Raw genomic sequence first — 24,982 nt, 5'->3', positions numbered from 1 at the left:
TTTTCGTTACCTAGACTTCGCTTCACGGTCACGAGACGACATCCCGCCGCTGCCGCAATCGGCACGCGCGGCCCACCGCATCCGCCGCCGCGCACGCCGATTCCGGCACAGCGCGCGCAGCACGCGACAAGCACGCACGGCCTGCACGTCGGCCTGCGGACCGATACGTCTCGCCCGGTTTACCGGCGCCGGCCCGCATGCCGGCGGCGGCCCAACCACGCCATCAAGGGGAAGTGAAAGTGAAGCTGAAGGTATCGCACGTCGCGCTGGCCGCCGCCTGCGCACTGTCGGGCGCGCACGCCGTCGCCGCCGACGTCGTCAAGATCGGTTTCGCCGCACCGCTGACCGGCCCGCAGTCGAATTACGGCACGGACATGCAGAAGGGCGTGCAGCTCGCGATCGCCGATTTCAACGCGACGCATCCGACGATCGGCGGCAAGCCGGTCACGTTTCAGCTCGACTCGCAGGACGACCAGGCCGACCCGCGCACCGGCACGACCGTCGCGCAGCGGCTGATCGACGACAACGTCCGCGGGATCATCGGCCACTTCAACTCGGGCACCAGCATCCCCGCGTCCGACCTGTACGATCGCGCGGGGCTGCCGCAGATCTCGATGGCGACGTCGCCGCAATACACGGCGCGCGGCTACAAGACCACCTACCGGCTGCTGACGAGCGACGCGCAGGCCGGCCGCATCGTCGGCACGTATGCGGTGAAGACGCTGCGCTTCAAGCGCATCGCGATCATCGACGACCGCACGGCCTACGGCCAGGGCATCGCCGACGAATTCGCGAAGGCCGTGGAAGCGGCCGGCGGCACGATCGTCAAGCGCGACTTCACGAACGACAAGGCGCTCGATTTCTCGGCGATCCTGACCAACCTGAAGGGCGTGAATCCGGACGCGGTCTTCTACGGCGGCGGCGACGCGCAATCGTCGCCGATGATCCGCAAGATGCGCCAGCTCGGGATGAAGTCGGCGTTCGTGACGGGCGAGATGTCGCGCTCGCCGACGTTCCTGAAGGTCGGCGGCGACGCGGCCGAAGGCGCGATCGTCTACATGGGCGGGCTGCCGAAGGAAAAGATGCCGGGCTTCTCCGGCTACGCGGCACGCTACAAGGCGCGCTTCAACGAAGACGTGATCACGTATTCGCCGTACTCGTACGACGGCACGATCGCGCTGCTCACCGCGATGAAGGAAGCGAATTCGACCGATCCGAAGGTGTATACGCCGTACCTCGGCAAGGTGTCGATCAAGGGCGTGTCGGCCGCGAGCATCGCGTACGACTCGAAGGGCGACCTGAAGGATGCGCCGGTGACGATCTACAAGGTCGAGCGCGGCGCGTTCAAGCCGGTCGATACGATCGCCGGCAACTGATTACGCGGGCCCTGCCTCGCGCGGCGCACTGGCGGCTCGCCGGCCGCACGCGCCGCCCGCGCCGCGCGCGCTTCGGCTGCATGGTCCGAAGCCGTTCTCGGCGCGCGCCCGCGTGCAGGCATTTCGCGCTCCTGTAGAATCCCCCCACCCGCTTTGACGCCTCGTCTCCGCCGTGCCCCATCCCGGTGCGGCGGCGCGTGTCGCGTGCCTCACCCGGCACGCGGCATGCTTCGACGACGCAAGCCGCGCCTTGTCAGTCCATGCCGATAGCGGGCCCTGGAGACGCAGCACCGACAACAACATTCGAAAACCGATCGTCCTGACCATGCAAGCTTCCGAATTGAGCGGCGTGCCTCGCGCCGCCGAACGCGCGCTCACGCGCAGCGACTACAAGACCCTTGGCCTTGCCGCACTCGGCGGCGCCCTCGAGTTCTACGACTTCATCATCTTCGTGTTCTTCGCGCCGGCGATAGGACAACTCTTCTTCCCGCACGACATTCCCGACTGGCTGCGCCAGTTGCAGACGTTCGGCATCTTCGCGGCCGGCTATCTCGCGCGCCCGCTCGGCGGCGTGATCATGGCGCACTTCGGCGACCTGTTCGGCCGCAAGCGGATGTTCACACTGAGCGTGCTGATGATGTCGGTGCCGACGCTGCTGATGGGCATGCTGCCCACCTACGACACGATCGGCATCCTCGCGCCGGTGTTGCTGCTGCTGTTCCGCGTGCTGCAGGGCGCGGCGGTCGGCGGCGAAGTGCCGGGCGCGTGGGTGTTCGTGTCCGAGCACGTGCCGTCGCGCCATATCGGCTACGCATGCGGCACGCTGACCGCGGGCCTGACGGCCGGCATCCTGCTCGGCTCGCTCGTCGCGGCCGGCATCAACAGCCGCTACTCGACGGCCGAAGTCGGCGCGTTCGCGTGGCGCATCCCGTTCCTGCTCGGCGGCGTGTTCGGGCTGTTCTCCGTGTACCTGCGCCGCTGGCTGCACGAAACGCCGGTGTTCGCCGAGATGAAGGCGAAGAAGGCGCTCGCGGCCGAGATTCCGCTGAAGGCCGTATTGCGCGATCACGGCCGCGCGGTGATCGTGTCGATGCTGCTCACGTGGATGCTGTCGGCCGCGATCGTCGTCGTGATCCTGATGACGCCCGCGCTGCTGCAGAAGCAGTTCCACCTGACGCCGGCGACGACGCTGTTCGCGAACAGCGTCGCGACGCTGTGCCTGACGGCCGGCTGCATCGCCGCGGGTTCGCTCGCGGGCTGGATCGGCGCGAAGCGCGTGCTCGGCATCGGCGGCATCGGGCTGGCCGCGTGCTACTACCTGCTGTTCGCGCAGGTCGCGGCCGATGCGTCGACGCTGCCGCTCTACTACGGGATCGCGGGCTTCATGGTCGGCACGATCGGCGCGGTGCCGTTCGTGATGGTGAAGAGCTTCCCGGCCGTTGTGCGCTTCTCGGGCATCTCGTTCTCGTACAACGTCGCGTATGCGATCTTCGGCGGCCTCACGCCGGTGATCGTGTCGCTGATGATGAAGTCGAATCCGCTCGCACCGGTCGTGTACGTCGCGGCGATCTGCGTGCTCGGCGCGATCGCCGTGCAGTTCTCGAAGGATGCGAAGGACGTGAAGGACGTGAAGGGCACGCACTGAGCGCCGGCGCCCGCGCCCGCTGGATGAACGAAGGGCCGAATCCCGCGGCGTGCGGGATTCGGCCCTTTTGACTTGCCTGCGCGTAGCGGCGCGCATCCGGTCAGTTCAACGCAGCACGCCGTACGACGAACTCGGCCGACGCAACGCGTCGATGCTCGCGCCGCCGGCGCCGGTGACGAACAGCAGCAGGAAGCCGCCGGAAATCGCGACGTTCTTCCAGAAGTGAATCACCATGTCGTGCTGGACGGCCGCGTTGGTCGCGTCCCAGAAATTGTGCCCGACCATCGCGGTCGCGATCGTGTAGACCGCCATCAGCAACGCGAGCGGCCGGACCTTGTAGCCGACGATCAACAGCAGGCCGCCCAGCCCCTCGATCGCGACGACGATCGGCGCGACGACCTGTTGATAGGGCACGTTCATCGTGTGCAGATACGCGACGAAATCGCCGTAGCCGAGCAGCTTCATGATGCCGCCCCACAAGAACAACGCCGCCAGCGCCAGGCGTGCGAAAAAAATGACGCCGGAATCGACGGTACGCGTCATGCCTCTCTCCTCGTATGCAATTCGGCCGCCCACGCCGGGCGCGCCCGTGCGGTTCGGCGCCGCGCGGCCCCGGAAGGGCGCGCGGCAAATGGGCCAGCATAGAGGGTCTTTTCGCGGTGTCCAAGAAAAAGGTTGTAGCAAATCTTTACACCGCGGCGGCGGCGCCGGCAGCCCCGGCGCGCCGAAAAACGCGTTTAGCCCGCGTCGCTCAACAGCACGCCCTTCTTGAAGATGAAGCAGCCGTAGCCGCGCTGTTCGCCGGTCACGATCACCGCATATGCCTGCTGCGCGCGCTCGTAGAACGCGAAACGCTCGACGCCGGTGAGCGGCACTGAACGCCCCTCCGCGCGGTCGATCTCGGCCTGCACTTCGCGCTGCACGGGCGGCACCGCGGCAGCATCGCCGACGACTTCCATCCGCCACGCGGGCGTGTCGACGAACGTGTCGAGCGGCAGCACGGACAGCACCGCGCGCACGACGCGCGCCGAATCGGCGCCGTCGATCCGCAGCGCACGGCCGACCACCGTGTGCTCCGCGACGGATTCCGCGGGGAAATTCGCATCGCAGATCGCGATTTCGTCGCCGTGGCCCATCGCGCGCAGCGTGTGCAGGATGTCGGCGTGCAGCAGCGGATCGAGATTCTTCAACATGTGGGCTAGTCTCCGGGTTCAGGAACGAATCGCATAACGTTACCCGATCCCGGCGACCGCGGTGCGTACATCGTTCAGGTCACGAAGCCGCGGCCGGCATTTCGTCGATGAAACCCGTGACCGATGCGAGGCGGCCCGACGCGTCGACGGTGCCGAAGTCCGAGCCCTTCACGATCGCCGCGCCGTCGGGCGACACGAGCGCCCACGAGAATCGCAGGTGCTGGCCGAACGCGTCGACGTCGGTCGTACGCCGGAAGCGGTATGCGGGGAAACGTTGCTGCACGGTGGCGATCATCGTGTCGATGCCCGCGTGGCCGTCGCCGGCCATCAGCGGATCGCGATAGGCCGCGTCGCTCGCGTACGTCGCATCGATCAACGCGCGGCGGCGCACGACGTCGGGTTCGTTCCAGGCGGCGAAGTAGCGGTCGATCAGATCGGCGTGAACGGACGATGCGGATTGAGCGGTGTTCATGGCGAGACTCCTTGTGTCGGTGACTGACGTTGTCGCGGACGTTTCGTGTCCGCGTGCCGCTATCGTCGCCCGGCCGGCGGGGGCGGTCGATTACGCGGGAGGTAAGGAAATCGCGCCGGCCACGTGCCGCATGCCCGCGCCCGATCGCCACGTGCATCGCAACGAAAACGGGCGCCCGAAGGCGCCCGCATCGTCTTGCCGCCACCCACGCGCGCGTCAAGTCACCGGCGCCGGATTGAACAGCGTCAGCGCATTCGCGAGCTTCCATTGCTCGGCCCACGTGCGGCGCTTGCCGCTGGCGACGTCGAGCATCAGCCGGAACAGCGCCCAGCCCGTGTCCTCGATCGTCGCCGCACCGGTCGCGATCTGCCCCGCGTCGAGATCCATCAGGTCGTGCCAGCGGCGTGCGAGATCGCTGCGCGTCGCGACCTTGATCACCGGCACCTGCGCGAGGCCGTACGGCGTGCCGCGGCCGGTCGTGAAAATGTGCAGGTTCATCCCTGCCGCGAGCTGCAGCGTGCCGCAGATGAAATCGCTCGCGGGAGTCGCCGCGTACAGCAGCCCCTTTTGCCGCGCGCGATCGCCGGGGCGCACGACGCCGGCGATCGGCGCGCTGCCCGACTTCACGATCGACCCCATCGCCTTCTCGACGATGTTCGACAGGCCGCCCTTCTTGTTGCCCGGCGTCGTGTTCGCGCTGCGGTCGACGCGGCCGCGCTGCAGGTAACGGTCGTACCAGTCCATCTCGCGGATGATCTCGCGCGCGACGTCCTCGTTCGCCGCGCGCGACGTGAGCTGCGCGACGCCGTCGCGCACTTCGGTCACCTCCGAGAACATGATCGTCGCGCCCGCGCGCACGAGCAGGTCGGCCGCGAAGCCGACCGCCGGATTCGCGGTGAGCCCCGAGAACGCGTCGCTGCCGCCGCATTGCACGCCGACGACGAGATCCGACGCCGGGCAGGTTTCGCGACGGCGGCGGTTCAGCCGCTCGAGATGCGATTCGGCCATCTTCATGATCGAATCGATCATCGAGTTGAAGCCGACGTGCGCGGCGTCCTGCAGGCACACCACGCCGCCGTTGTCGGTCGCGCCGTCGGCCGCCACCGGAATCGCGCCCGGCGGCAGCAGGCGCTCGGGCTGCAGCTTCTCGCAGCCGAGGCTCACGGTCATCACTTCGCCGCCGAAGTTCGGATTCAGGCTGATGTTGCGCAGCGTGCGGATCGGGATGTCGGCGTCGGGCGCGTCGATCGCGACGCCGCAGCCGTACGTGTGTTCGAGCCCGACCACGTCGTCGACGTTCGGGTAGCGCGGCAGCAGTTCGTCCTTGATCCGCTTCACCGCATGCTCGACGACGCCCGACACGCACTGCACGGTCGTCGTGATCGCGAGGATGTTGCGCGTGCCGACCGAGCCGTCGGCATTGCGAAAGCCCTCGAACGTATAGCCTTCGAGCGGCTCGAGCGGCGGTGCGGCACGCGTGGCGAGCGGCAGGTCGTCGAGGCCCGGCGGCTCGGGCATGCGCATCGTGCGCTCGTTGACCCAGCTGCCGCGCCGCAGGTCGGTCAGCGCGTAGCCGATCACCACGTTGTAGCGCACGACCGGATCGCCGGCCGCGAGGTCGACGAGCGCGACCTTGTGCCCCTGCGGCACGCCTTCGCACAGCGTCAGCCCGTCGGCGAACGTCGCGCCTGCGGGCAAACCGCCGTCGTTGACGACGATCGCGACGTTGTCGTCCGGATGCACGCGGATGTAGAGAGGGGAAGCAGTCATGGAATTCCTGGCGCTATCTGCGATATCGTTAGTCATCATACGACATTCAACCTCATTCGACGATGCTGCGTAAACCCCTATCCGGAAAGACCCTACCCTTGACCAGCCAGCAAACCGCTTGCGCCGCTCATTCTTGCGTTGTACGATGACATACAACGACATCGCCAATATGGCCCGGATGCCGTACCGACGAACCCCGCACTCGCGCTAGACGGACGACCCAACCATGACTTCACCGCAAGAACTCAAACAGATCATCTCCCACGGCCTGCTGTCGTTTCCGCTGACGGATTTCGACGCCGACGGGAGCTTCCGCCCGTCCACCTATGCCGAGCGCCTGGAATGGCTGGCGCCGTATGGCGCGAGCGCACTGTTCGCGGCCGGCGGCACCGGCGAATTCTTCTCGCTCACGCAGCGCGAGTATTCGGACGTGATCCGCGTCGCGACGGAAACCTGCAAGGGCAAGGTGCCGATCCTCGCCGGCGCGGGCGGCGCGACGCGCGTCGCGATCGAATATGCGCAGGAAGCCGAGCGCCTCGGCGCGAGCGGCGTGCTGCTGATGCCGCACTACCTGACCGAAGCGAGCCAGGAAGGGATCGCCGAGCACGTCGAGCAGGTCTGCCGCGCGCTGAAGATCGGCGTCGTGGTGTACAACCGCGCGAATTCGAAGCTGAATGCGGACATGCTCGAGCGCCTCGCCGACCGTTGCCCGAACCTGATCGGCTTCAAGGACGGCGTTGGCGAAATCGAAAGCATGGTCACGATCCGCCGCCGCCTCGGCGACCGTTTCGCGTACCTCGGCGGCCTGCCGACGGCCGAAGTCTATGCGGCCGCGTACAAGGCGCTCGGCGTGCCGGTGTACTCGTCGGCGGTGTTCAACTTCATCCCGAAGACGGCGATGCAATTCTACGAAGCGATCGCGAAGGACGACCACGCGACGGTCGGCCGCCTGATCGACGAATTCTTCCTGCCGTACCTGAAGATCCGCAATCGCCGCGCGGGCTACGCGGTCAGCATCGTGAAGGCGGGCGCGAAGCTCGTCGGCCACGACGCGGGCCCGGTGCGCGCACCGCTCGTCGACCTGACCGACGAAGAAGCGGCCGAGCTCGACGTGCTGATCAAGAAGATGGGCCCGCAGTAAGCGGGATTCGCCGGCGGCGCGGGGCCTTGATCGGCACGGCGCGCCGGCTCCCGCACGCGTCCGTATCCGTATCACGCGATGGCCGCGCGGCTCGACGAGCCGGCGCGGCCACTTCATTACATCTGCGCGATCGCGCCGATGATCCGCTGCCGCACGCTCGCGAGCGTACGCTGCGTCTCGTCGATCCCTTTGCGCGCCGCAAGCGGCCGGCCGCGCGCCGGCGACTCGGCGCTCATGATCTGTTCCAGCACGTCGCGGTCGACGACCGCATCGAAGAACCGCCCGACGGTAAACATCGCATACTGCTTCGCGGTCGCCAGATGCGTGTTGGCCTGCGTGAGCGCGTCGGCACGCTGCGCGCCGTTCGGCCCGTCGATGCTGCGGCGATGCTTCAGCGCGAACACCACCGCCTGCATGTCGTACCTGAAGCGCTCGACGGCTCTGCCGAAGATCAACGAATGCGGATCGGCACCCGCGACGGGCCGCCCCTGGTTGATCGTCACGTCGAATTCGCTGCCGCCCAGCTCGCGCTGCAGCGCGAACAGCGCGTCGGCCAGCACGCGCCCTTCGCTGTATTCGCCGATCTGGGTACGGACCGATTTCGCGACGTCGCCGATCGCTTTCCACAACCCGGCTGCGAACAGGTGGTCGCCACGCTTGCTGATATTCATCGGATGGTTCCTTGTTGGTCTTGTGATCTCTCAGGCTCGCCTGCGGGCCGAACGGCCCGCGGCTTCGCTACTGTAAGAGAAGGTCGGGGTAGCAGGGAAGATGGGAGCGATAACATGCGTCGCGGTTGATATGGGTGTGGATATCTGTGTCGACTGACGGAAAAATCAATGCATTCGAGTCTCCGGGGCACATCAGTGTGCCAACCCTATCCATCAACAACGCATTGCTTGCCAAAGCGCAGCAATTGACCGGTATTGCCGAAACGTCAGCTCGAGTCAGAGAGGGCTGCTCCCCGCTCATTGCGCGCGAAAGTACACGGCGACTCGCCGGCTCGGCGGCACTGAACCGTGCATCGGAGCCCTTCTGCGTAACCAATTGGATGCCCGGACGATTCTTACCGGCACTTCCGTTTGGATCGACTACCTACGAACCTGGAATGCGGCGCCCGACTGTGTGCGCTACGCGACTTCACACTTGGAAACGAGTTCCTCGCGTACTTCCGTCGACTTCGCTTATCGACTGCAGAAACAACCGTCGAGCCTCACTACGCTATGTTTCTCCGAAGCGAAGCGGTCGCCTAACCTTGCGCTGAACTGTAGATTTATCTATGTTTCATGTACCCTAATAGGGTTACGGGGATTATTCACTGCACACAGGTATAAGTAGATGTCATGGATTGACGAATTTGTTGAGATGCTTTTCCCGCTTGATGCATCCTCTCTGAGAATCGAACAGGCGTTCACGCTGAAGCATCAGAATCTACCGAAGACGGTTTTCAAATATCGAGGCGTTAACAAGCACTCGCTAAAAAATCTGCGAGACAACACCATATGGCTGGCAGACCCGCGATCATTTAATGATCCATACGATTGCTCCGTCTTTGTGGATTTCGACAGGATGGCGAAGGATCTTTACAAAAATCCGCCTCGGGAACTCATCGAACGACTCACGAAACACCTCCCAGCACAACGAGTGATTGATATTCAGGCCGCCATGCGAAATGCGGATAACACGCAAGATGCATTACTTGATGAAGTACTAAGAGACATGCCCACAGAAAAGATCGAGGTAGCAAAGGCGGCTCTGAAGGCCATAAACACCATGACCTATCATGACATGGCATCGAAGAGTTCTGAGGCCTTCAAGAATGGATTTAAGGTATGCTCATTCTCCGCACGAAAAGATTCAACATTAATGTGGTCACACTATGCAGACTATCACAAAGGTTTCTGCATTGAGTACTCTTTAGAGAATACAACGCCGAAAGATTTCCTCTCCAGATTCATGTATCCAGTAGTATATTCCGAGCGTCCATTTGACGCAACCGACAATATAAGTAACTTCGCAGAAAAATCACCCAACAGCCTTTACTTAAACAAAGCCGGCCTAATTAAATCCACAGATTGGGAGTATGAGCGCGAGTGGAGATTAATATTTTCAAATGGAGTAATGAAATCCGAGCAAGCCTACGATATGCCGACCCCGACGGCAGTCTATCTCGGATCGCATATAAGCCAGAAAGATCAGGATGATATCTTGAATATCTGCAAAGAAAAGGGTATTCCGGTCAAGAAAATGAAGCACTCGCCGTCCGTTTTCCGTATGGAGGCCCTGGACATCAATAAGGCGTCCACGGGTTGAATCCGTAGCCAACCTCCGACAGCACATATCCCCCTTCCCGGCAACCTGTGACACGACGAACGAAAAAACGGAAGCGACCGCCGGTCGCTTCCTCTTCTTCGTTCCCCCCCATCCACTCCGGTGTCAGCGTCAGTCATCGAAACGATGCTTTCAGTCGTCCCGCCACGTCACTCCGCCTTCCCGTCGCGCAGCCGCGGAATCGCCAGCGGATTGCCTTCCCGCAGCCCTTCGGGCAACAGGTCGTCCGGGAAGTCCTGATAGCACACCGGCCGCAGGAAACGCTCGATCGCGGTCGCCCCGACCGACGTGACGGACGGGTTCGACGTCGCGGGGAACGGGCCGCCGTGCACCATCGCATCGCACACTTCGACGCCGGTCGGGTAGCCGTTGACGAGCAGGCGCCCAGCCTTGCGTTCGAGGATCGGCAGCAGCCGGCGCGCGAGCGGCTTGTCGTCGGCGTCGATCTGCAGCGTGGCCGTCAACTGGCCTTCGAGCGCGTCGAGCACGCGCGCGACTTCGTCGAGATCGCGGCAGCGCACGATCAGCGACGCCGGCCCGAACACCTCGTGGCTGAACGCCGGCTCGGCCAGGAACGCCTGCGCGCCGACTTCGTACAGCGCGCCGCCCGCCTGGCAGTCGGTCTGCGCAGCCTCGCCCGCGCCGATTTCGCGCACGCCGGGCAGCTCGGCGAGCTTGCCGCGACCGTTGCGGTACGCATCGGCGATGCCGCGCGTGAGCATCACGCCGGCCGGCTTCTTCGCGAGCGCCAGCGCGGCGACCGTCTCGAAGCGGTCGAGATCGGGGCCGTCGATCGCGAGCACGAGGCCCGGATTGGTACAGAACTGGCCGACGCCGAGCGTCAGCGAATCGACGAAGCCCGTCGCGATCGCATCGCCGCGCGCGGCCAGCGCGGCCGGAAACAGCACGACGGGGTTGATGCTGCTCATTTCCGCATAGACGGGAATCGGTTGCGGGCGCGCGTTCGCGAGCTGCACGAGCGCCATCCCGCCCTGCCGGGAACCGGTGAAACCGACGGCCTGGATCGCCGGATGGCTGACCAGCGCCGCGCCGGTCACGCGGCCGGGGCCGACCAGCAGCGAGAACACGCCGGCCGGCATGCCGGTTTTCACGACCGCGGCGCGAATCGCACGGCCGACCAGCTCGGACGTGCCGAGGTGCGCTTCGTGCGCCTTCACGATCACCGGGCAGCCGGCCGCGAGCGCCGACGCGGTATCGCCGCCGGCCACCGAGAACGCGAGCGGGAAATTGCTCGCGCCGAACACGGCGACGGGCCCGAGCGCGATTTTCTGCAGCCGCAGGTCCGCACGCGGCAGCGGCGTGCGGGCCGGCTGCGCGGGATCGATCGACGCGGCGAGGAAGCGCCCGTCGCGCACGACGCGCGCGAACAGCCGAAGCTGGCCGACGGTGCGGCCGCGCTCGCCCTGCAGCCGCGCGACCGGCAGGCCCGTTTCGGCATGCGCGCGCTCGATCAGCGCGTCGCCGAGCGCGACGATTTCATCGGCGATCGCGTCGAGAAACGCCGCACGGGCCGCGAGCGGCTGCGTGCGGTACGCGTCGAACGCGTCGCGTGCGAGTTCGCACGCGCGGTCGACGTCGGCCTGCGTCGCGACGCCGAACGCCGGGACGTCGATCGGCACGCCCTTCGTCGGGTCGAACGCGTGCAAGGTTCCGGCCGAGCCGGCCACCGCTTCGGCGCCGATCAGCATCTCTCCTGTCAGTTGCATGGGGTGTGCTCCGTGGTTCGGGAATGGATTGCTCATTGTAGCTCAACAGATACGATGTCTGCCGACGGTATCGCGCCGCCCGCGAAGGCGCCGACGATACACCCGCCCGCCTCGCGGGGCCAGAGAATCCCGGTCTTCCCATATTGTGACGACGATCCTCGAGGGAAAACCCGAGGTTTCTGGATTCGCACATTCTCAATAAACTTTCGCTCATGTCATACGACGACGTACGTTTAAAGTGAGCAATCAGACCTCCCCTCGCGATCTCCCGCTCGACCTCGCGCGCACCGCGCGTCGAACCGCCGTGCGCTACTGGATCCTGGCGATGCTGTTCGTCGTCACGACGCTCAACTACGCGGACCGCGCGACGCTGTCGATCACCGGCACGCCGATCCGCAAGGCGTTCGGCATCGATCCGGTGACGATGGGCTACATCTTCTCGGCATTCAGCTGGGCGTACGTGCTCGCGCAACTGCCGAGCGGCTGGCTGCTCGATCGCTTCGGCGCGCGGCGCGTGTATGCGGCGAGCATCTTCCTGTGGTCGGCGTTCACGCTGCTGCAGAGCACGATCGGCCTCGGCGGCAGCGCCGCGTTCGCGGTCGCCGCGCTGTTCGCGATGCGCTTCGCGGTCGGCATCGCGGAAGCGCCCGCGTTTCCGGCGAACGCGAAGGTCGTCGCGAGCTGGTTCCCGACCGCCGAGCGCGGCACGGCATCGGCGATCTTCAACGCCGCGCAGTATTTCGCGGCCGTCGTGTTCTCGCCGCTGATGGCGTGGCTCACGCATGCGTACGGCTGGCACCACGTGTACCTGTGGCTCGGTCTCGCCGGCATCGCACTGGCACTCCTGTGGCTGCGCGTGATGAAGGATCCGGTCGACCATCCGGGCGTAAACCGCGCGGAACTCGAGCATATCGAACAGGGCGGCGGGCTGGTGCGCTCGACGGGCCGGCCGGCCGGTGCGCGCGGCAGCGGCGGCGCGTCCGAAGGCAGCCGCGTGGCGGGTTGGTACTACGTGCGTCAGCTGCTGTCGAACCGGATGCTGCTCGGCGTCTATCTCGGCCAGTACTGCGTGAACGTGCTGACGTACTTCTTCCTCACGTGGTTCCCGATCTACCTCGTGCAGGCGCGCGGGATGTCGCTGCTGAAGGCCGGCTTCATGACGTCGCTGCCGGCGATCTGCGGGTTCCTCGGCGGCGTGCTCGGCGGGATGCTGTCGGACGCGCTGATCCGCCGCGGCGTGTCGCTGACGCTCGCACGCAAGATTCCGATCGTCGGCGGGATGGCGCTGTCGATGGCGATCATCGGCTGCAACTACGTCGACAGCGAAGCGCTGGTCATCACGCTGATGGCCCTGTCGTTCTTCGGCAAGGGGATCGGCTCGCTCGGCTGGGCCGTCGTCGCGGATACCGCGCCGAAAGAGGCGATCGGCCTGTCGGGCAGCCTGTTCAACATGTTCGGCAATACGGCGGGCATCGTCGCGCCGATCGCGATCGGCTACCTCGTCGGCGCGAGCGGCTCGTTCAACGGCGCGCTCGTGTTCGTCGGGTTGAACGCGCTCGTCACCGTGTTCAGCTATCTCGTGATCGTGAAGGACATCAAGCGCGTCGAACTGCGGCATCGCGACGCGTGAGGTTCGATCTTCGAGCAACGGCGGCCGCGTAGCAGCGGCCGCCGTTTTTTTGCATCGAATCGACGTCAGGTCGACGCATGCACGACGCGCAGCATGTCGTGCACGCCGGACGTCATCAGCGCGAGGAACGCGAGCAGGCCGACGTAGCAGAGTGCGTAGGTCGTCTTCGTCTCGATCGACGTCGCGTAGTACACCCGATTCTCCGGCGCGTCGGGATCGTAGCGCCACGCGCGCTTCAGTTGCGGCAGCGCGAGGATCGCCATCACGATCAGCAGCGGGCTCGGCCGATACACGAACAGCGCGATCAGCACCGGCACGCCCGCGAACCAGATGCGCGGCGACAGCACCGCGGTGATCCGGCCGCCGTCGAACGGCGACAGCGGAATCATGTTGAAGAGATTCAGGAAGAAACCCGTGTACGACAGCGCGAGCAGCAGGTTGCTGTCGTAGTGGCGCGCGGCCGCATAGCAGGCCAGTGCGCCGAGCGTGCCGACGAACGGCCCGGCGAGCCCGACGTATGCCTCCGTTTCCGCGTCGTGCGGCATTTCCTTCAACTGGATCCACGCGCCGACGAACGGGATGAAGGTCGGCAGCCCGACGTCGAGCCCGCGCCGCTGCGCGGCGACGTAATGGCCGGCTTCGTGCACCAGCAGCAATGCGACGAAACCGGCCGCGAAGCGCCAGCCATAGAACAGCGCATAGACCGCGATCGACGCGAGCATCGTGCCGGCCGATACGAGCACCTTGCCGAGCTTCAGGCCGCCGAAGATCAGCAGCAACAGCTTGGTCATTCCTTGCGCTCCGTGGCGGCTGCGTCGGATGCGTCGGCGACGGCCGGCACCGCGACCGCCTTCGGCTTGCGCCCGAAGAAGCGCTTGAGCGCCGCGCCGCCTGCCAGCAGCGCGACCGCGCCGATCTTGAAGAACTTCGCCGCGAACGCGCCGATCAGCGCGAGCAGCCCGAGCTTTTTCGCGCCGACGCCGACGATCAGCGCCGCGAGCCCGTACTCGGCGACGTGGTCCGTCGACTGGTTGAAATCGGCATAGCGCTTGCCGTCGTTGAAGCTGATGTTCGCCAGCAGCGCGTCGGCCGATGCCTTGTACTTCGGCAGGTCGGCGAGCGTCGACGCCATCGTCAGCGACAGGTAGCCGTCGCGGCCGAGCACGAGCGTCCGATAGTTCACGCCGTCGTTGCCGGCATTCGGCGCCGCGCCCTTGTCGCGGATGATCGCCGACCACACGAGCCGGTGCGTGGCCGCGTCGTATGCGGGTGCCTTCGCCCAGCCGACCACCTCGGTTTCGGGCAGGCCACGCTCCTTGCGCGCCGGGTTGTTCGCCTCGGTGCCGGCCCGCAGGCTTTTCAGCAGCTCGTCGGGCTTCCAGTCCTTCGCGTCGTCGTCGCGGATGTAGCCGCTCGGCTCGAACGACACGACCGAGATCCAGTCGGCGTCGGGATCGTCGGGCAGCACGAGGCCGACCAGCTTCGATTCGTCGATCGCGTTGCCCATCGAACGCAGGTAGCGGCCGGCCTCGGCGGCCGGCACGAACGATTCGCCGGCCTTCAGCTTCAGCACGGCTTCGTGTTTCACGTCGATGTCGGTCGGCCCCTTCACGACCGCTTCGTTGGCGGCCGCGGCGGCGGCCCTCATTTCCACCTGCGCAGCTTCGGTCTGCGCGTGGCCGCTGGTCGCGGCGAGTGCGAGCGTCGCCACGCAGGCGAGCCGGACGGCGAGTTTTTTCATTGTTGGATTCCCCTGGAATGCCTTGTTGTCGATGTGCGCGGCGGCCGGCCCATGCGTTGTCGTCGCGGGTCCGGCGCCGCCTCTCAGGTGGCACGGCGGCTATGGTAACGCAGCGGCCGTGCGCGCCGGGGTGGGCGTGGCGCGGCGCTTACCTCGCAGGTAATGCCAAAGCGGCGCGGGATTGCCTATCATCTGCGCCATGAACCCGACCGCCGCCCTCCATTCGCCCTCCCCGTCCGCCGGCCGCGCGTCCGGCATCGGTCCGCTGCTGCGCACGTGGCGGCAACGCCGTCGCCTGAGCCAGATGGCGCTCGCGCTCGACGCGGACGTATCCGCGCGCCACCTGAGCTTCGTCGAATCGGGCCGCGCGCAGCCGAGCCGCGAGATGGTGCTGCATCTCGCCGAACGCCTCGACGTGCCGCTGCGCGAGCGCAATGCGCTGCTCGTCGCGGCCGGCTTTGCGCCGCTGTTTCGCGAACGGCCGTTTTCGGACCCGGAACTGGATGCGGCGCGTCATGCGGTCGAAGCCGTGCTGCGTGGGCACGAGCCGTACCCGGCGCTTGCGGTGGACCGCCACTGGACGCTGCTCGCGGCGAACCGGATGCTCGGCGCGCTGGTCGCGCAGGCCGATCCGGCGCTGCTGCAGCCGCCCGTCAACGTGCTGCGGTTGAGCCTGCATCCGGACGGTCTCGCGTCGCAGATCGTCAACTGGCACGAATGGCGCGCGCACATCCTGCATCGGCTGCAGCGGCAGATCGATGCGAGCGGCGACCGCACGCTGCATACGCTGCGCGACGAACTCGCCGCGTATCCGGCGCCGGCCGGCCAGGCCGACACCCCGCACGCGCGCACCGATTTCGCGGAGATCGCCGTGCCGCTGCGGCTGCGCACGGCAAGCGGCGAGCTGACGTTCTTCAGTACGACGACGGTGTTCGGCACGCCGGTCGACGTGACGCTGTCGGAACTGGCGATCGAGGCGTTCTTTCCGGCGAATCCGGACACGGTGGATGCGATGCGGGCGTTGGCGGACGCGTTGCCGGCGGCGTAACGCCGGCCGGCGCGCCGGCATCGTGCCCCGATCAGCGACGCTCGAGCGCCAGCTTCACGCCCAGCGCCAGCAAGACGACGCCGCTGACGCGATGCATGCGCGTCAGGATGCGCGGGTTGCGGCGGATCGACGCCGACAGCAGGCCGGCGAACAACGCGACCGGCCCCTTGACGAGAAACGTCAGCCCGGCGAACGTCGCGCCGAGCACGAACAGCGACAGCATCGGATGCGGGGCGCCCGCCGGAACGAATTGCGGCAGGAACGCCAGATAGAAAAGCGCGACCTTCGGATTCGACACGTTGGACAGCGCGCCTTGCGCGAACGTCCGGAGCCGCGATGCCGGCGCATTGCCGTTGCCCGCAAGCGTCAATTCGCCCGACGAACGCAGCAGCGTGATGCCGAGGTACAACAGGTACAGCGCGCCGATCACCTTCAGCGCGGTGAACAGCCATTCGGATGCCTGAAGCAGCGCACCCAGCCCGAGCGTCGCGAGCATCGTATGCACGAGCAGCCCGACGCTGACGCCCGCGGCGGTCACGAGGCCCGCGCGCGTGCCGCCGGACAGCGTGCGCGACATCACGAGCACCATGTCCTGGCCCGGCGTCAGAATGATCAGAAGGGAGGTGGCCATGAACGGCAACCAGGCGACGTGCGGCATCGGGAAGCTCCTGAAAGTGGCGCCGCGGCGGGCGGGGATCGCGCGCGCGGGTTCGGGCAGTCGTCGGATTATCGGCAACTTCCGTTGGAGATTGGATGCAAAGTCGGCTATTTTCGGCCATGAATTTGGAGTTATTCTCCAATACTCATATTGTGGGTAGCCAAAAATGCCAATCAAACTGGACGCGATCGATCGACGCATTTTGCGTGCATTGCAGCAGAATTCGAACCAGACGAACGCCGACATCGCGCAGCAGGCCGGCCTGTCGCCCACGCCGTGCCTGCGCCGTGTTCACCTGCTCGAGGAACAGGGCGTGATCGACGCCTACGTCGCGCTGCTGAACCCGGCGGCCGTCGAGCTGCGCTTCACGGCATTCGTGCGCGTGACGCTGGAGCGCCAGGACAAGACGACGGTCGAACGCTTCGCGCGCGAGATGGAACGGGCGCCCGAGGTGCTCGAATGCCATCTGATGGCCGGCAGCTACGACTATCTGCTGCGCGTGATCGCGAAGGATCTCGACGACTATCAGCGCTTTCAGATGGAAACGCTCACGCAGATCGAAGGCGTACGCAACGTCGAAACCGAGATCCCGCTGAAGCGCATCAAGCAGACGGTGCGGCTGCCGATCTAGGCGTCGAGGAACGTCACGGCCTTCCCGGCCGGCCGGCCGTTCAACTCGCCGTCACGCACGACGACCCGCCCGCGCACGACCGTATGCACGGGCCAGCCCGTGACCGCGCATCCGTCGTACGGCGTCCAGCCGCTCACGCTCGCGATCCATTCGTCGCGGACGGTCTGCCACAGCGCGTCCCGACGATGCCGCTCGCGCACCGGCAATCAGAACTCGTTCTGGATGTGCTTGTAGCCGCGCACCAGCGCATTGTTCGTCCGCGCGACGTCCTCGGAGAAATCGCTCGCGTCGGGCGTCACTTGCGGCAACGCGGCGAGGTCGGTTTCCGGCCCGATGCGTTCGGTCGAGCGCACGTAGAAGCCCGGCGGCAGGCGGCAGCCGTCGACGACCGCGTTGTAGCGCACCACGCAGCCGTCGTCGATCGTGCAATTGAACAGCACGCTGTTGAATCCGACGAACACGCCGTCGCCGACCGTGCACGGCCCGTGGACGATCGCGCGATGCGCGATCGACGTGTGCCGGCCGATCGTCACGCTCGCGCCCGATTTCGAATGGATCACGACGCCGTCCTGGATGTTCGAATGCGCACCGATCACGATCGGCGCGATCTGGCCGTCCGCATCCGTCTCGTCGGCGCGGATCACCGCGTACGGGCCGATGAACACGTTCTCCTCGACGATCACGCGCCCGCACAGGATGGCGGTCGGGTCGACGAACGCGTTCGGATGAATCTGCGGCAGGTCGCCGCGCGGGTTTTTTCGGATCATGAGGATTCCTGCCGGGAAAGAACCTGACCGCGCTTGAGCCGCTCGAACAGACCCGGATCGCGCCACTGCGCGACGATCGCGGGCGCGAACACGATCGCGTCGAGGTCGATGCGGCCCATGCGCGGGTTGAATGCATCGTCGCGGAAGCACTGTGCGTAGCCGGTCTCGGTTTCGTGAACGATCACCGAATGCAGTCGCACGTCGGCTTCGCCGTTCGACATCGGCGTGCCCGACAACGCGGCATCGACGAGCCGGAACAGCACGCGCGAGAACTGCTCGGCGCTCGGCGACACCGGCAGCCGCACCCAGCGCTCCGAATGCAGTTGCATGCTTTCGACGTAGCGCGGATCGTCGTCCGACCACAGCGTCACCGCATGGTCGAACGCGTCGATCAGTTCGCGCACGTCGCCCTTGAGCAGCCCGAAGTCGTAGATCATCTGCCCGTGATCCAGCGCATGCGCTTCGAGCAGCAACTCGACACGGTACGAGTGGCCATGGATCGAATGCGAGCAGCGTCGCGTGCTGCAGCCGCGTACGACGTGTGCGTTCTCGAACCGGAACAGCTTGCGGATCAGCATGCGTCGCTCCCTTCGCGTACCGGTGCGGCCCACGCCACTGCATCGTGCGGATGCAGGCTTTCGAGATGGCGCACGTGCACGCGCGGGCTCGCATGGCGATCCGCCAGCGCGGCCTGCACGCGGCGCGCGGCATCCTCGACGAACATCAGGTTCTCGCCGTTCAGCACCGCGAACGCCTGCTCGTCCGCACGCTTGACGGCCGTCTGCACCGGTGTGCCCAGCGCACGCTCGACGCGATCGACGAGGTCGATCAGCCCCAGTGTCGCGCCATCGGCCGGCAGCGCCACGCCGACGACGGCTTCGCTGCGCTGGCTGTGCGGCGTGGCGGCCGTCGCATGCCGTTTCAGCCACGCGGCGACCGCCGCCGGCTCCACGCGATCGTCGCGGCCGAACGCCGTCAGAAACGCCTGTTCGACCCAGTGCCGCGACAACGCGGCCGAGCACGGGCACGTCGACGAATAGACGATCGTCGCCTGCGCACGCAGCGCGAACGCCTCCCCGGCCAGCGTCGCGTCGATCTGCACCGGATAAGCCTTCCAGCCGGCCAGCCCGTCGGTCACGAGCGCGGCGCGACGGGCCAGCAGGTCGAAGCGCAGCCGCACGCGCGCGCTGCGCGTATCGCAGTCGCGGTGGCTGTCGATCATCGCGCGCAGCATGCGCTGCAAGCCCGCCGGCGACAGCGCTTCGCCGTCGGCCAGCCCGTCGAGCAGCCCGTACAGCCGCGACATGTGGATGCCTTTCACCCGCGGCGCAGGCAGATCGACCTGGACGTCGGCACGCGCATGCACGTCGCGCCGGCAGCCGGGTTCCGCCACGACGACGGGCAGATCGATGCCCTGCATGCCGACCCATTCGAGCGGGCCAGGGCCCGGCGCGGCATCGGTCAGGGAAATATCGGGAAGCGCTGCATTCATGTCTGGAATCCGGTGGAGCGCCTTCTCCATCCGGATCGATGCAGGCAGCGCGCGTTCAGGTCAGGGCCAGTCGCGAAACGGGTTGTCCCACGTGGTCCAGTGTTCGGGGCCGGTCGCCATCTCGGCGTCGGTCAGCAGACACGCGTCGAAGCGCGCGCGCAGCGCCGGCTCGTCCATGTCCATGCCGATCAGCACGAGTTCCTGCCGTGCGTCGCCGACGTGCTCGTCCCAGCGCGCGCGGATCTGCGCGACGGCTTCCGGATCCTGCGGCCAGCGCTCGGGCGGCACCGCCGCCCACCAGTGGCCGGCGGGCCCGTGCCGCGCGACCGCGCCCGCCTGCGACCACGAACCGGCGACGGTCGGATGCGTGGCCAGCCAGAAGAACCCCTTCGAGCGGACGACGCCCGGCCATTCGCTTTCGACGAGATCGAGGAAGCGCTGCGGATGGAACGGCCGCCGCGCGCGATAGACGAAGCTGCGAATGCCGTATTCGTCGGTCTCCGGCGTGTGCGTACCACGCAGCTCCTGCAGCCAGCCCGGCGCGCGCGACGCCGCGTCGAAGTCGAACAGGCCCGTGTCGAGCACACGTTCGAGCGGCACCTTCCCGAATTCGGCGATCTCGATCCGCGCTCGCGGGTTCAGCCCGCGCAGCAGTGCGACGAGCCGCTCTCGCGCGCTGTCGTCGATCAGGTCGATCTTGTTGATCACGAGTACGTCGCAGAACTCGATCTGGTCGATCAGCAGATCGACGACCGTGCGCGCGTCCTCGTCGCCCATCGACTCGCCGCGCGATTGCAGGCTGTCGCGCGACGCGTAGTCGCGCAGGAAATTGAACGCGTCGACCACCGTCACCATCGTGTCGAGCCGCGCGACTTCGCCGAGACTGCGGCCGTCCTCGCCTTCGAACGTGAACGTCTCGGCCACCGGTAGCGGCTCCGAGATGCCGGTCGATTCGATCACGAGCTGATCGAAGCGCCCTTCGCGCGCGAGCCGGTCGACCTCGATCAGCAGATCCTCGCGCAGCGTGCAGCAGATGCAGCCGTTGCTCATCTCGACCAGCTTCTCGTCGGTGCGCGACAGCCCCGCGCCGCCGTCGCGCACGAGCGCGGCGTCGATGTTGACCTCGGACATGTCGTTGACGATCACCGCGACGCGACGGCCCTCGCGATTGTTGAGGATGTGGTTGAGCAGCGTCGTCTTGCCGGCGCCGAGAAAGCCGGACAGGACGGTCACGGGAAGCCGCGTGGACGGGTGAAGGGCGGGACTCATCGGGCAATTCCGGAACGGGACGTTGGGGATGAAATGATATATTGTATCGCTACGATATAACATATCATTTCGGACGTCCAGCAGGCCGGCTCGTCGATGCGGCAACAGCGAAAGCAGCAGCACGCGGCGCCGTGCCGGTGCCGCCGCGCTGCGTATCACGTATAGAGCGACGCGGGCGGCAATTCCGCGGTGAGCGCGAACCGGCCCACGTCGCGCAGCCGGTAGTCGAGCGGATCGTGCAGCGTATGCGTGCGCGCATTCCGCCAGAAGCGGTCGAGGCCGAGCGATGCGGCCGTCGCGCGCGCGCCGCACGCATCGAACAGCGCCTCGCCGTTGTCGAGCGCCGCGCGCTGCGCGACGATCTTCGCTTCCGATACCGCGAGCGCGACTTCGGCGCGTTCGTCGGCCGTCAGCGCATCCTGCCGCGCCCACGCGTGCTGCAACGCGTCGGCCGCGCGATCGGCCAGCGCGGCCGCGGCAATCGCGCGCACGCGCATGTCGCCGAAGCGCTGGAGCGTGTACGGATCGTCTTCGGCCCGCTCGACGTTCGAGTGAATCCACGGGCGGCCATGCTGCCGCACGTAGTCGCGCGCCTCGTCCAGCGCGCCTTCCGCCAGGCCGACGAACAGGTTCGTCAGCACGAGCTGCGACACGAGCGTGCGCAGCGTCGCGCGCGGCGTTGGCGGCGTCTCGGAACGATGCAGCACCTCGTCCGCCGCGAGCGCCACGCCGGCGAAGCGCACGCTGCCGCTGTCGGTCTGGCGCTGGCCGATCGGGTCCCAATCCTCGTCGACCGCGATCCCCACCCGATCGGTCGGCACCACGCCGAACACGGTCCGGCCGGTGCTCGGATCGTGCGCGGACACCGTCATCCGCTGCGAGCCGCGCGTGCCGGAGCAGAAGCCCTTCACGCCGTCGAGCCGGTAGCCGCCGTCGGGCGTCGCCGTGGCCACGAGCCGCGTGTCGAGCGGATTGACCGCGTTGCCCCACCACCAGCGCTCGTCGACCGTGCCGCGCAGGTAGCGCTCGCGCTGCGCGGCGCTGCCCCACACGTCGACGCTCACCACTTGCAGGCACTGGAACCCGACGAGATGCGCGAGCGCGCTGTCGACCCGCGCGACCTGCCGAATGACGTCGTAGATCGCGGGCCACGCCGCTTCCTGACCGCCGAATGCGCGCGGCACCGCGAGCGTCAGCAGGCCCGCATCGGCGAGCCACTGCTTCTCCTGCGCCGCATGACCGCCCGCGCGGTCGCGCTCGGCGGCGCTCGCGCGCAGTGCGTCGATCGCGCGCGCGAGCGCGGCGCGGTCGACGGCCGGCGTATCGGTATCCGGCGCGAGGGTCGCCGGACGGCGTGGATCGTTCATGCGACGGCTTCCTGTTCAGCGGTTTCGCCCGACAGCGGTACGAGCGCGCCGAGCCGGCGGCCGGTCAGCCGCGACAGGATCTCGCGCCGCCAGTCGTCGTAGATCGCACGATATTCCGCGATATCCGCGCCGAACACCAGCGCGGTGTGCGCGTACTCGTCGTGCAGGTAGCCGTCGAGTCGCGCCTGGGTTTCCTCGTCGGCCGCGATCACGCGATCGATCAGCGCGTCGCGCTCGGCGGCCGGCAGCGCCTGTAACGTGTCGAACCACCACTGGACGATCTGCACGCGATGCCACTCCTCGTCCGGGCGAATCCGGTTCTCGCCGTGCTCGCGCATCGCGCTGTCGCCGATGCGGCCGGTCTTGCGCTGAATCCACAGCTTCGCGAGGATGTGCAGCTCGTAATGCCATTCGAACGCGAGAAACCCCGCGACGTCGCGCACCGCGATGTCGCCGATGCGCGCCCAGTGCGCGGCGACGAGCCGGTCGACTTCCGGCAGCGGGTCGCGCCCGGTGAGTGCGGTCACGCGCTCGCGGCCGATCGCCGCATGCGCGCCGTCGTCGCCGAGCTGGCGCGACAGGATCAGCTGGAAATGCGGATCGTCGCGGAACAGCGTGTCGATCGCCTTCGCGACGACCTGCACGATGAACAGGTCGTGCGACGCCATCTTCGTGTAGTAGTCGGCGACGGCGGCCAGCTCGTCGTCGTTGCGCGGCTCGCGCGGCGGTGTCGCCAATTTGTCGGGGAAGTCCGGACGATGGCGTCGCGCCACGTCGAGAAACAGCGCTTCCTCGAATTGTCCGTTCCATTCGCGCGGCGCGCCGAGGGGCAAGGTCATCGTTTTTCTCTCTCAGGATCATGAAGGAAGCGAGCGGACGCTCGTGGCGTCGCTCAGGTACGCCGGGTCACGCGTCGGACCAGGCGGTCGCCCGTGATTTGCACGGCCGAGACGAGCGCGATCAGGATCACGATCACGGTCGCCATGACGGTGGTGTCGAAACGTTGATAGCCGTAGCGGATCGCGAGATCGCCGAGGCCGCCCGCGCCGACGGCGCCCGCCATCGCGGTCGAGCCGATCAGCGCGACGACGGTGATCGTGAAGCCGCCGAGCATGCCGGGCAGCGCTTCGGGCAGCAGCACGTGCCACACGATGTGGCGACGCTTCGCGCCCATCGCGAGCGCGGCCTCGATCAGCCCGCGATCGACTTCGCGCAGGCTCACTTCGGCGATCCGCGCGAAGAACGGGATCGCGGCGATCGACAGCGGCACGACGGCCGCCCAGACACCGATCGTCGTGCCGATCAGCACGCGCGTGAACGGCAGCAGCGCGACCAGCAGGATGATGAACGGCGTCGAGCGGAACACGTTGACGAGCGCGCCGAGCACCGCGTTCACGCCGCGCCGCGCGTAGATGCCGCCGGGCGCGGTGGTCACGAGAATCACCGCGAGCGGGATGCCGACCAGCGCGGCGATCGCGGCCGACGCGGCGACCATCGACAGCGTGTCGCGGATCGCGTCGAGCAGTTCGGGCCACCAGAGCTCAAACATAGCCGAGCACCTCCGCGCGATTCGCATGGCGGCGCGCGCGTTCGAGCAGCGCGGCGACCGCACCGCCGCGCGCCGCCGACGGGCCGGCGTCGTCCGCACGCGGCGTCGCGGCGATCACGAGCCGCCCCTGCGCATGCCCGCGGATGCTTTCGATGCCGCCGTGCAGGAACCGCACGGAGCCGCCGAGCGCCGCCGCGAGCGCGCCGACGTCCGGCTCGCCGCCGCTCTCGCCCGTATAGCGGACGTCGAGCACGATCTGCGCGCCGTCGGGCAGCGCGGCCGGTTCCGGCAGCGGCCGCACGCGCGCGGCCAGCTCGGCCGGCAGGTCGTACCCGAGCGTGCTCAGCAGCGCGCGCGTCGCACCGTGGCGCGGATCGCCGAACACGCGCCACACCGGCCCCGTTTCGACGACCTCGCCCTGTTCGATCACCGCCACGGTGTCGCACACCGCGCGGATCACCTCCATCTCGTGCGTGATCAGCACGATCGTCAGCCCGAGGCGGCGATTGATGTCCGCGAGCAGCGCGAGGATCGATTGCGTGGTCTCCGGATCGAGCGCCGACGTCGCCTCGTCGCACAGCAGCACCTCGGGATCGTGCACGAGCGCCCGCGCAATGCCGACACGCTGCTTCTGTCCGCCCGACAGGCTCGCCGGATACGCATCGCGCTTCGCGGCGAGCCCGACGAGATCGAGCAGCGCCTCGACCTTGCGCACGCGCTCCGCCTTCGGTACGCCGGCAATCTTCAGCGGCAGCGCGACGTTCTCGAACACCGTCTTCGCGGACAGCAGGTTGAAATGCTGGAACACCATGCCGGTGCGGCGCCGCAACGCGACGAGGCCATCCTCGTCGAGCGCGCCGACGTCGACGCCCTGCACGCGCACGCGGCCCGAGCTCGGCCGTTCGAGGCCGTTCACGAGCCGCAGCAGCGTCGACTTGCCGGCCCCGCTGCGGCCGATGATCCCGAACACCTCGCCGCGCCGCACGTCGAGCGTCACGTCGCGCAGCGCGGCGGCGTGGCCGCGCGGCGTCGCGAACACCTTGCCGACCTGCTCCAGCGACACGGCCACATCATCGGCCGGCGCGGCCGTTTCCTCATGCGCCGTCGGACCGGCGCCGGCGCGCACGGCCGATGCCTCGATGAAACCCAGCGTATCGAACAATTGCGTCATCGCT

At 67.1% G+C, this 24,982-nt stretch carries 24 protein-coding genes and 1 pseudogene; 7 read left to right on the top strand and 18 right to left on the bottom strand.

Features of this window, described 5'->3' with window-relative positions:
* Positions 1-197: 197 nt before the first annotated feature.
* Positions 198-1,376 carry a branched-chain amino acid ABC transporter substrate-binding protein gene (locus WT53_RS12755; protein ID WP_373558447.1) on the top strand — a complete coding sequence of 393 codons (1,179 nt, stop codon included), beginning with the start codon at positions 198-200 and terminating at the stop codon, positions 1,374-1,376.
* A 325-nt stretch (positions 1,377-1,701) separates the two neighbouring features.
* Complete coding sequence (locus WT53_RS12750) at positions 1,702-3,021, top strand: MFS transporter (RefSeq protein WP_060260126.1); 1,320 nt, start codon at positions 1,702-1,704, stop codon at positions 3,019-3,021.
* 105 nt (positions 3,022-3,126) lie between these two features.
* Here WT53_RS12750 and WT53_RS12745 read toward each other — a convergent pair whose 3' ends face one another.
* From WT53_RS12745 to garD, 4 genes are all read right to left on the bottom strand, one after another.
* Complete coding sequence (locus WT53_RS12745; protein WP_034206089.1) at positions 3,127-3,564, bottom strand: DoxX family protein; 438 nt, start codon at positions 3,562-3,564, stop codon at positions 3,127-3,129.
* A gap of 194 nt (positions 3,565-3,758) precedes the next feature.
* Entirely contained in the window at positions 3,759-4,214 is a 456-nt protein-coding gene (locus tag WT53_RS12740) for an RbsD/FucU family protein (RefSeq protein WP_034206088.1), read from the bottom strand.
* Between the two features lie 79 nt (positions 4,215-4,293).
* Positions 4,294-4,686, bottom strand: coding sequence for a nuclear transport factor 2 family protein (locus WT53_RS12735; protein WP_034206087.1), 393 nt, complete (start codon positions 4,684-4,686; stop codon positions 4,294-4,296).
* 216 nt (positions 4,687-4,902) lie between these two features.
* A complete protein-coding gene (garD, locus tag WT53_RS12730) occupies positions 4,903-6,456 on the bottom strand; it encodes a galactarate dehydratase (RefSeq protein ID WP_034206086.1) in 1,554 nt (517 codons plus the stop codon).
* A 226-nt stretch (positions 6,457-6,682) separates the two neighbouring features.
* Between garD and kdgD the strand changes: the two genes are divergently transcribed.
* Positions 6,683-7,597, top strand: coding sequence for a 5-dehydro-4-deoxyglucarate dehydratase (gene kdgD / locus WT53_RS12725; RefSeq protein WP_059821794.1), 915 nt, complete (start codon positions 6,683-6,685; stop codon positions 7,595-7,597).
* 116 nt (positions 7,598-7,713) lie between these two features.
* Here kdgD and WT53_RS12720 read toward each other — a convergent pair whose 3' ends face one another.
* Entirely contained in the window at positions 7,714-8,268 is a 555-nt protein-coding gene (locus tag WT53_RS12720) for a hypothetical protein (protein ID WP_059821796.1), read from the bottom strand.
* A gap of 667 nt (positions 8,269-8,935) precedes the next feature.
* Here WT53_RS12720 and WT53_RS32260 point away from each other — a divergent pair.
* Positions 8,936-9,910, top strand: coding sequence for a DUF2971 domain-containing protein (locus tag WT53_RS32260; RefSeq protein ID WP_082727495.1), 975 nt, complete (start codon positions 8,936-8,938; stop codon positions 9,908-9,910).
* 167 nt (positions 9,911-10,077) lie between these two features.
* On the opposite strand, the gene WT53_RS12710 is transcribed toward WT53_RS32260, so the two are convergent.
* Positions 10,078-11,655 carry an aldehyde dehydrogenase (NADP(+)) gene (locus WT53_RS12710; RefSeq protein WP_060260123.1) on the bottom strand — a complete coding sequence of 526 codons (1,578 nt, stop codon included), beginning with the start codon at positions 11,653-11,655 and terminating at the stop codon, positions 10,078-10,080.
* A 238-nt stretch (positions 11,656-11,893) separates the two neighbouring features.
* Here WT53_RS12710 and WT53_RS12705 point away from each other — a divergent pair, with 238 nt between their 5' ends.
* On the top strand, positions 11,894-13,285 hold the full coding sequence (locus tag WT53_RS12705; RefSeq protein ID WP_034206081.1) for an MFS transporter: 1,392 nt from the start codon (positions 11,894-11,896) through the stop codon (positions 13,283-13,285).
* Positions 13,286-13,350: 65 nt separating this feature from the next.
* Here WT53_RS12705 and WT53_RS12700 read toward each other — a convergent pair whose 3' ends face one another.
* Together WT53_RS12700 and WT53_RS12695 are read right to left on the bottom strand one after the other, a co-directional pair.
* Positions 13,351-14,076 carry a site-2 protease family protein gene (locus WT53_RS12700; RefSeq protein WP_034206080.1) on the bottom strand — a complete coding sequence of 242 codons (726 nt, stop codon included), beginning with the start codon at positions 14,074-14,076 and terminating at the stop codon, positions 13,351-13,353.
* Positions 14,073-15,026, bottom strand: coding sequence for a DUF2167 domain-containing protein (locus WT53_RS12695; protein ID WP_060260119.1), 954 nt, complete (start codon positions 15,024-15,026; stop codon positions 14,073-14,075). Before WT53_RS12695 ends, WT53_RS12700 begins: the two co-directional genes overlap by 4 nt.
* A 199-nt stretch (positions 15,027-15,225) precedes the next feature.
* Between WT53_RS12695 and WT53_RS12690 the strand changes: the two genes are divergently transcribed.
* Positions 15,226-16,074 (top strand): helix-turn-helix domain-containing protein, encoded by an 849-nt coding sequence (locus WT53_RS12690; protein WP_060260116.1) that lies wholly within the window; start codon positions 15,226-15,228, stop codon positions 16,072-16,074.
* A 31-nt stretch (positions 16,075-16,105) separates the two neighbouring features.
* Here WT53_RS12690 and WT53_RS12685 read toward each other — a convergent pair whose 3' ends face one another.
* Complete coding sequence (locus tag WT53_RS12685; RefSeq protein WP_034206077.1) at positions 16,106-16,732, bottom strand: LysE family translocator; 627 nt, start codon at positions 16,730-16,732, stop codon at positions 16,106-16,108.
* Positions 16,733-16,898: 166 nt separating this feature from the next.
* Here WT53_RS12685 and WT53_RS12680 point away from each other — a divergent pair, with 166 nt between their 5' ends.
* Entirely contained in the window at positions 16,899-17,363 is a 465-nt protein-coding gene (locus WT53_RS12680) for an Lrp/AsnC family transcriptional regulator (RefSeq protein WP_059780030.1), read from the top strand.
* Here WT53_RS12680 and WT53_RS12675 read toward each other — a convergent pair.
* The 9 genes and pseudogenes from WT53_RS12675 to WT53_RS12635 all read right to left on the bottom strand — a co-directional run.
* Positions 17,360-17,524 (bottom strand): annotated as a pseudogene (locus WT53_RS12675) (dihydroorotase); the annotation flags it as partial. The gene WT53_RS12680 and the pseudogene WT53_RS12675 sit on opposite strands and share 4 nt — an antisense overlap.
* A gap of 45 nt (positions 17,525-17,569) precedes the next feature.
* Entirely contained in the window at positions 17,570-18,130 is a 561-nt protein-coding gene (locus WT53_RS12670) for a carbonate dehydratase (protein WP_034206075.1), read from the bottom strand.
* Positions 18,127-18,708 (bottom strand): 6-carboxytetrahydropterin synthase, encoded by a 582-nt coding sequence (locus WT53_RS12665; RefSeq protein WP_034206074.1) that lies wholly within the window; start codon positions 18,706-18,708, stop codon positions 18,127-18,129. The genes WT53_RS12670 and WT53_RS12665 overlap by 4 nt, the downstream gene beginning before the upstream one ends.
* Entirely contained in the window at positions 18,702-19,622 is a 921-nt protein-coding gene (folE2, locus tag WT53_RS12660; RefSeq protein ID WP_179949015.1) for a GTP cyclohydrolase FolE2, read from the bottom strand. The genes WT53_RS12665 and folE2 overlap by 7 nt, the downstream gene beginning before the upstream one ends.
* Positions 19,623-19,682: 60 nt before the next feature.
* Complete coding sequence (gene zigA / locus WT53_RS12655) at positions 19,683-20,891, bottom strand: zinc metallochaperone GTPase ZigA (RefSeq protein ID WP_179949014.1); 1,209 nt, start codon at positions 20,889-20,891, stop codon at positions 19,683-19,685.
* A gap of 155 nt (positions 20,892-21,046) precedes the next feature.
* The gene (locus WT53_RS12650; protein ID WP_060260109.1) at positions 21,047-22,258 is read right to left on the bottom strand and encodes an acyl-CoA dehydrogenase family protein; all 1,212 of its coding nucleotides are present in this window, start codon (positions 22,256-22,258) and stop codon (positions 21,047-21,049) included.
* Positions 22,255-23,097, bottom strand: a complete 843-nt coding sequence (locus WT53_RS12645; protein ID WP_034206070.1) for a hypothetical protein — start codon at positions 23,095-23,097, stop codon at positions 22,255-22,257. Before WT53_RS12645 ends, WT53_RS12650 begins: the two co-directional genes overlap by 4 nt.
* A 53-nt stretch (positions 23,098-23,150) precedes the next feature.
* On the bottom strand, positions 23,151-23,807 hold the full coding sequence (locus tag WT53_RS12640; RefSeq protein WP_034206069.1) for a methionine ABC transporter permease: 657 nt from the start codon (positions 23,805-23,807) through the stop codon (positions 23,151-23,153).
* Entirely contained in the window at positions 23,800-24,978 is a 1,179-nt protein-coding gene (locus tag WT53_RS12635) for a methionine ABC transporter ATP-binding protein (RefSeq protein WP_034206068.1), read from the bottom strand. Before WT53_RS12635 ends, WT53_RS12640 begins: the two co-directional genes overlap by 8 nt.
* Positions 24,979-24,982 lie beyond the last annotated feature (4 nt).

The sequence above is a fragment of the Burkholderia sp. MSMB2157WGS genome, assembly GCF_001532755.1.
Classification (GTDB): domain Bacteria; phylum Pseudomonadota; class Gammaproteobacteria; order Burkholderiales; family Burkholderiaceae; genus Burkholderia.
The sequence above is the reverse complement of the archived record's forward strand: the minus strand, read 5'-3'. Positions and strand labels throughout refer to the sequence as shown.

Coding starts and splice junctions, on each gene's coding strand:
- WT53_RS12745 (WP_034206089.1), bottom strand. CDS start 3,564: ATGACGCGTACCGTCGATTCCGGCGTCATTTTTTTCGCACGCCTGGCG.
- garD (WP_034206086.1), bottom strand. CDS start 6,456: ATGACTGCTTCCCCTCTCTACATCCGCGTGCATCCGGACGACAACGTC.
- WT53_RS12695 (WP_060260119.1), bottom strand. CDS start 15,026: ATGAAAAAACTCGCCGTCCGGCTCGCCTGCGTGGCGACGCTCGCACTC.
- WT53_RS12755 (WP_373558447.1), top strand. CDS start 198: ATGCCGGCGGCGGCCCAACCACGCCATCAAGGGGAAGTGAAAGTGAAG.
- WT53_RS12700 (WP_034206080.1), bottom strand. CDS start 14,076: ATGACCAAGCTGTTGCTGCTGATCTTCGGCGGCCTGAAGCTCGGCAAG.
- WT53_RS12735 (WP_034206087.1), bottom strand. CDS start 4,686: ATGAACACCGCTCAATCCGCATCGTCCGTTCACGCCGATCTGATCGAC.
- kdgD (WP_059821794.1), top strand. CDS start 6,683: ATGACTTCACCGCAAGAACTCAAACAGATCATCTCCCACGGCCTGCTG.
- WT53_RS12690 (WP_060260116.1), top strand. CDS start 15,226: ATGAACCCGACCGCCGCCCTCCATTCGCCCTCCCCGTCCGCCGGCCGC.
- WT53_RS32260 (WP_082727495.1), top strand. CDS start 8,936: ATGTCATGGATTGACGAATTTGTTGAGATGCTTTTCCCGCTTGATGCA.
- WT53_RS12635 (WP_034206068.1), bottom strand. CDS start 24,978: ATGACGCAATTGTTCGATACGCTGGGTTTCATCGAGGCATCGGCCGTG.
- WT53_RS12670 (WP_034206075.1), bottom strand. CDS start 18,130: ATGATCCGAAAAAACCCGCGCGGCGACCTGCCGCAGATTCATCCGAAC.
- WT53_RS12650 (WP_060260109.1), bottom strand. CDS start 22,258: ATGAACGATCCACGCCGTCCGGCGACCCTCGCGCCGGATACCGATACG.
- WT53_RS12710 (WP_060260123.1), bottom strand. CDS start 11,655: ATGCAACTGACAGGAGAGATGCTGATCGGCGCCGAAGCGGTGGCCGGC.
- WT53_RS12685 (WP_034206077.1), bottom strand. CDS start 16,732: ATGCCGCACGTCGCCTGGTTGCCGTTCATGGCCACCTCCCTTCTGATC.
- WT53_RS12665 (WP_034206074.1), bottom strand. CDS start 18,708: ATGCTGATCCGCAAGCTGTTCCGGTTCGAGAACGCACACGTCGTACGC.
- WT53_RS12640 (WP_034206069.1), bottom strand. CDS start 23,807: ATGTTTGAGCTCTGGTGGCCCGAACTGCTCGACGCGATCCGCGACACG.
- folE2 (WP_179949015.1), bottom strand. CDS start 19,622: ATGAATGCAGCGCTTCCCGATATTTCCCTGACCGATGCCGCGCCGGGC.
- WT53_RS12740 (WP_034206088.1), bottom strand. CDS start 4,214: ATGTTGAAGAATCTCGATCCGCTGCTGCACGCCGACATCCTGCACACG.
- zigA (WP_179949014.1), bottom strand. CDS start 20,891: ATGAGTCCCGCCCTTCACCCGTCCACGCGGCTTCCCGTGACCGTCCTG.
- WT53_RS12720 (WP_059821796.1), bottom strand. CDS start 8,268: ATGAATATCAGCAAGCGTGGCGACCACCTGTTCGCAGCCGGGTTGTGG.
- WT53_RS12645 (WP_034206070.1), bottom strand. CDS start 23,097: ATGACCTTGCCCCTCGGCGCGCCGCGCGAATGGAACGGACAATTCGAG.
- WT53_RS12680 (WP_059780030.1), top strand. CDS start 16,899: ATGCCAATCAAACTGGACGCGATCGATCGACGCATTTTGCGTGCATTG.
- WT53_RS12750 (WP_060260126.1), top strand. CDS start 1,702: ATGCAAGCTTCCGAATTGAGCGGCGTGCCTCGCGCCGCCGAACGCGCG.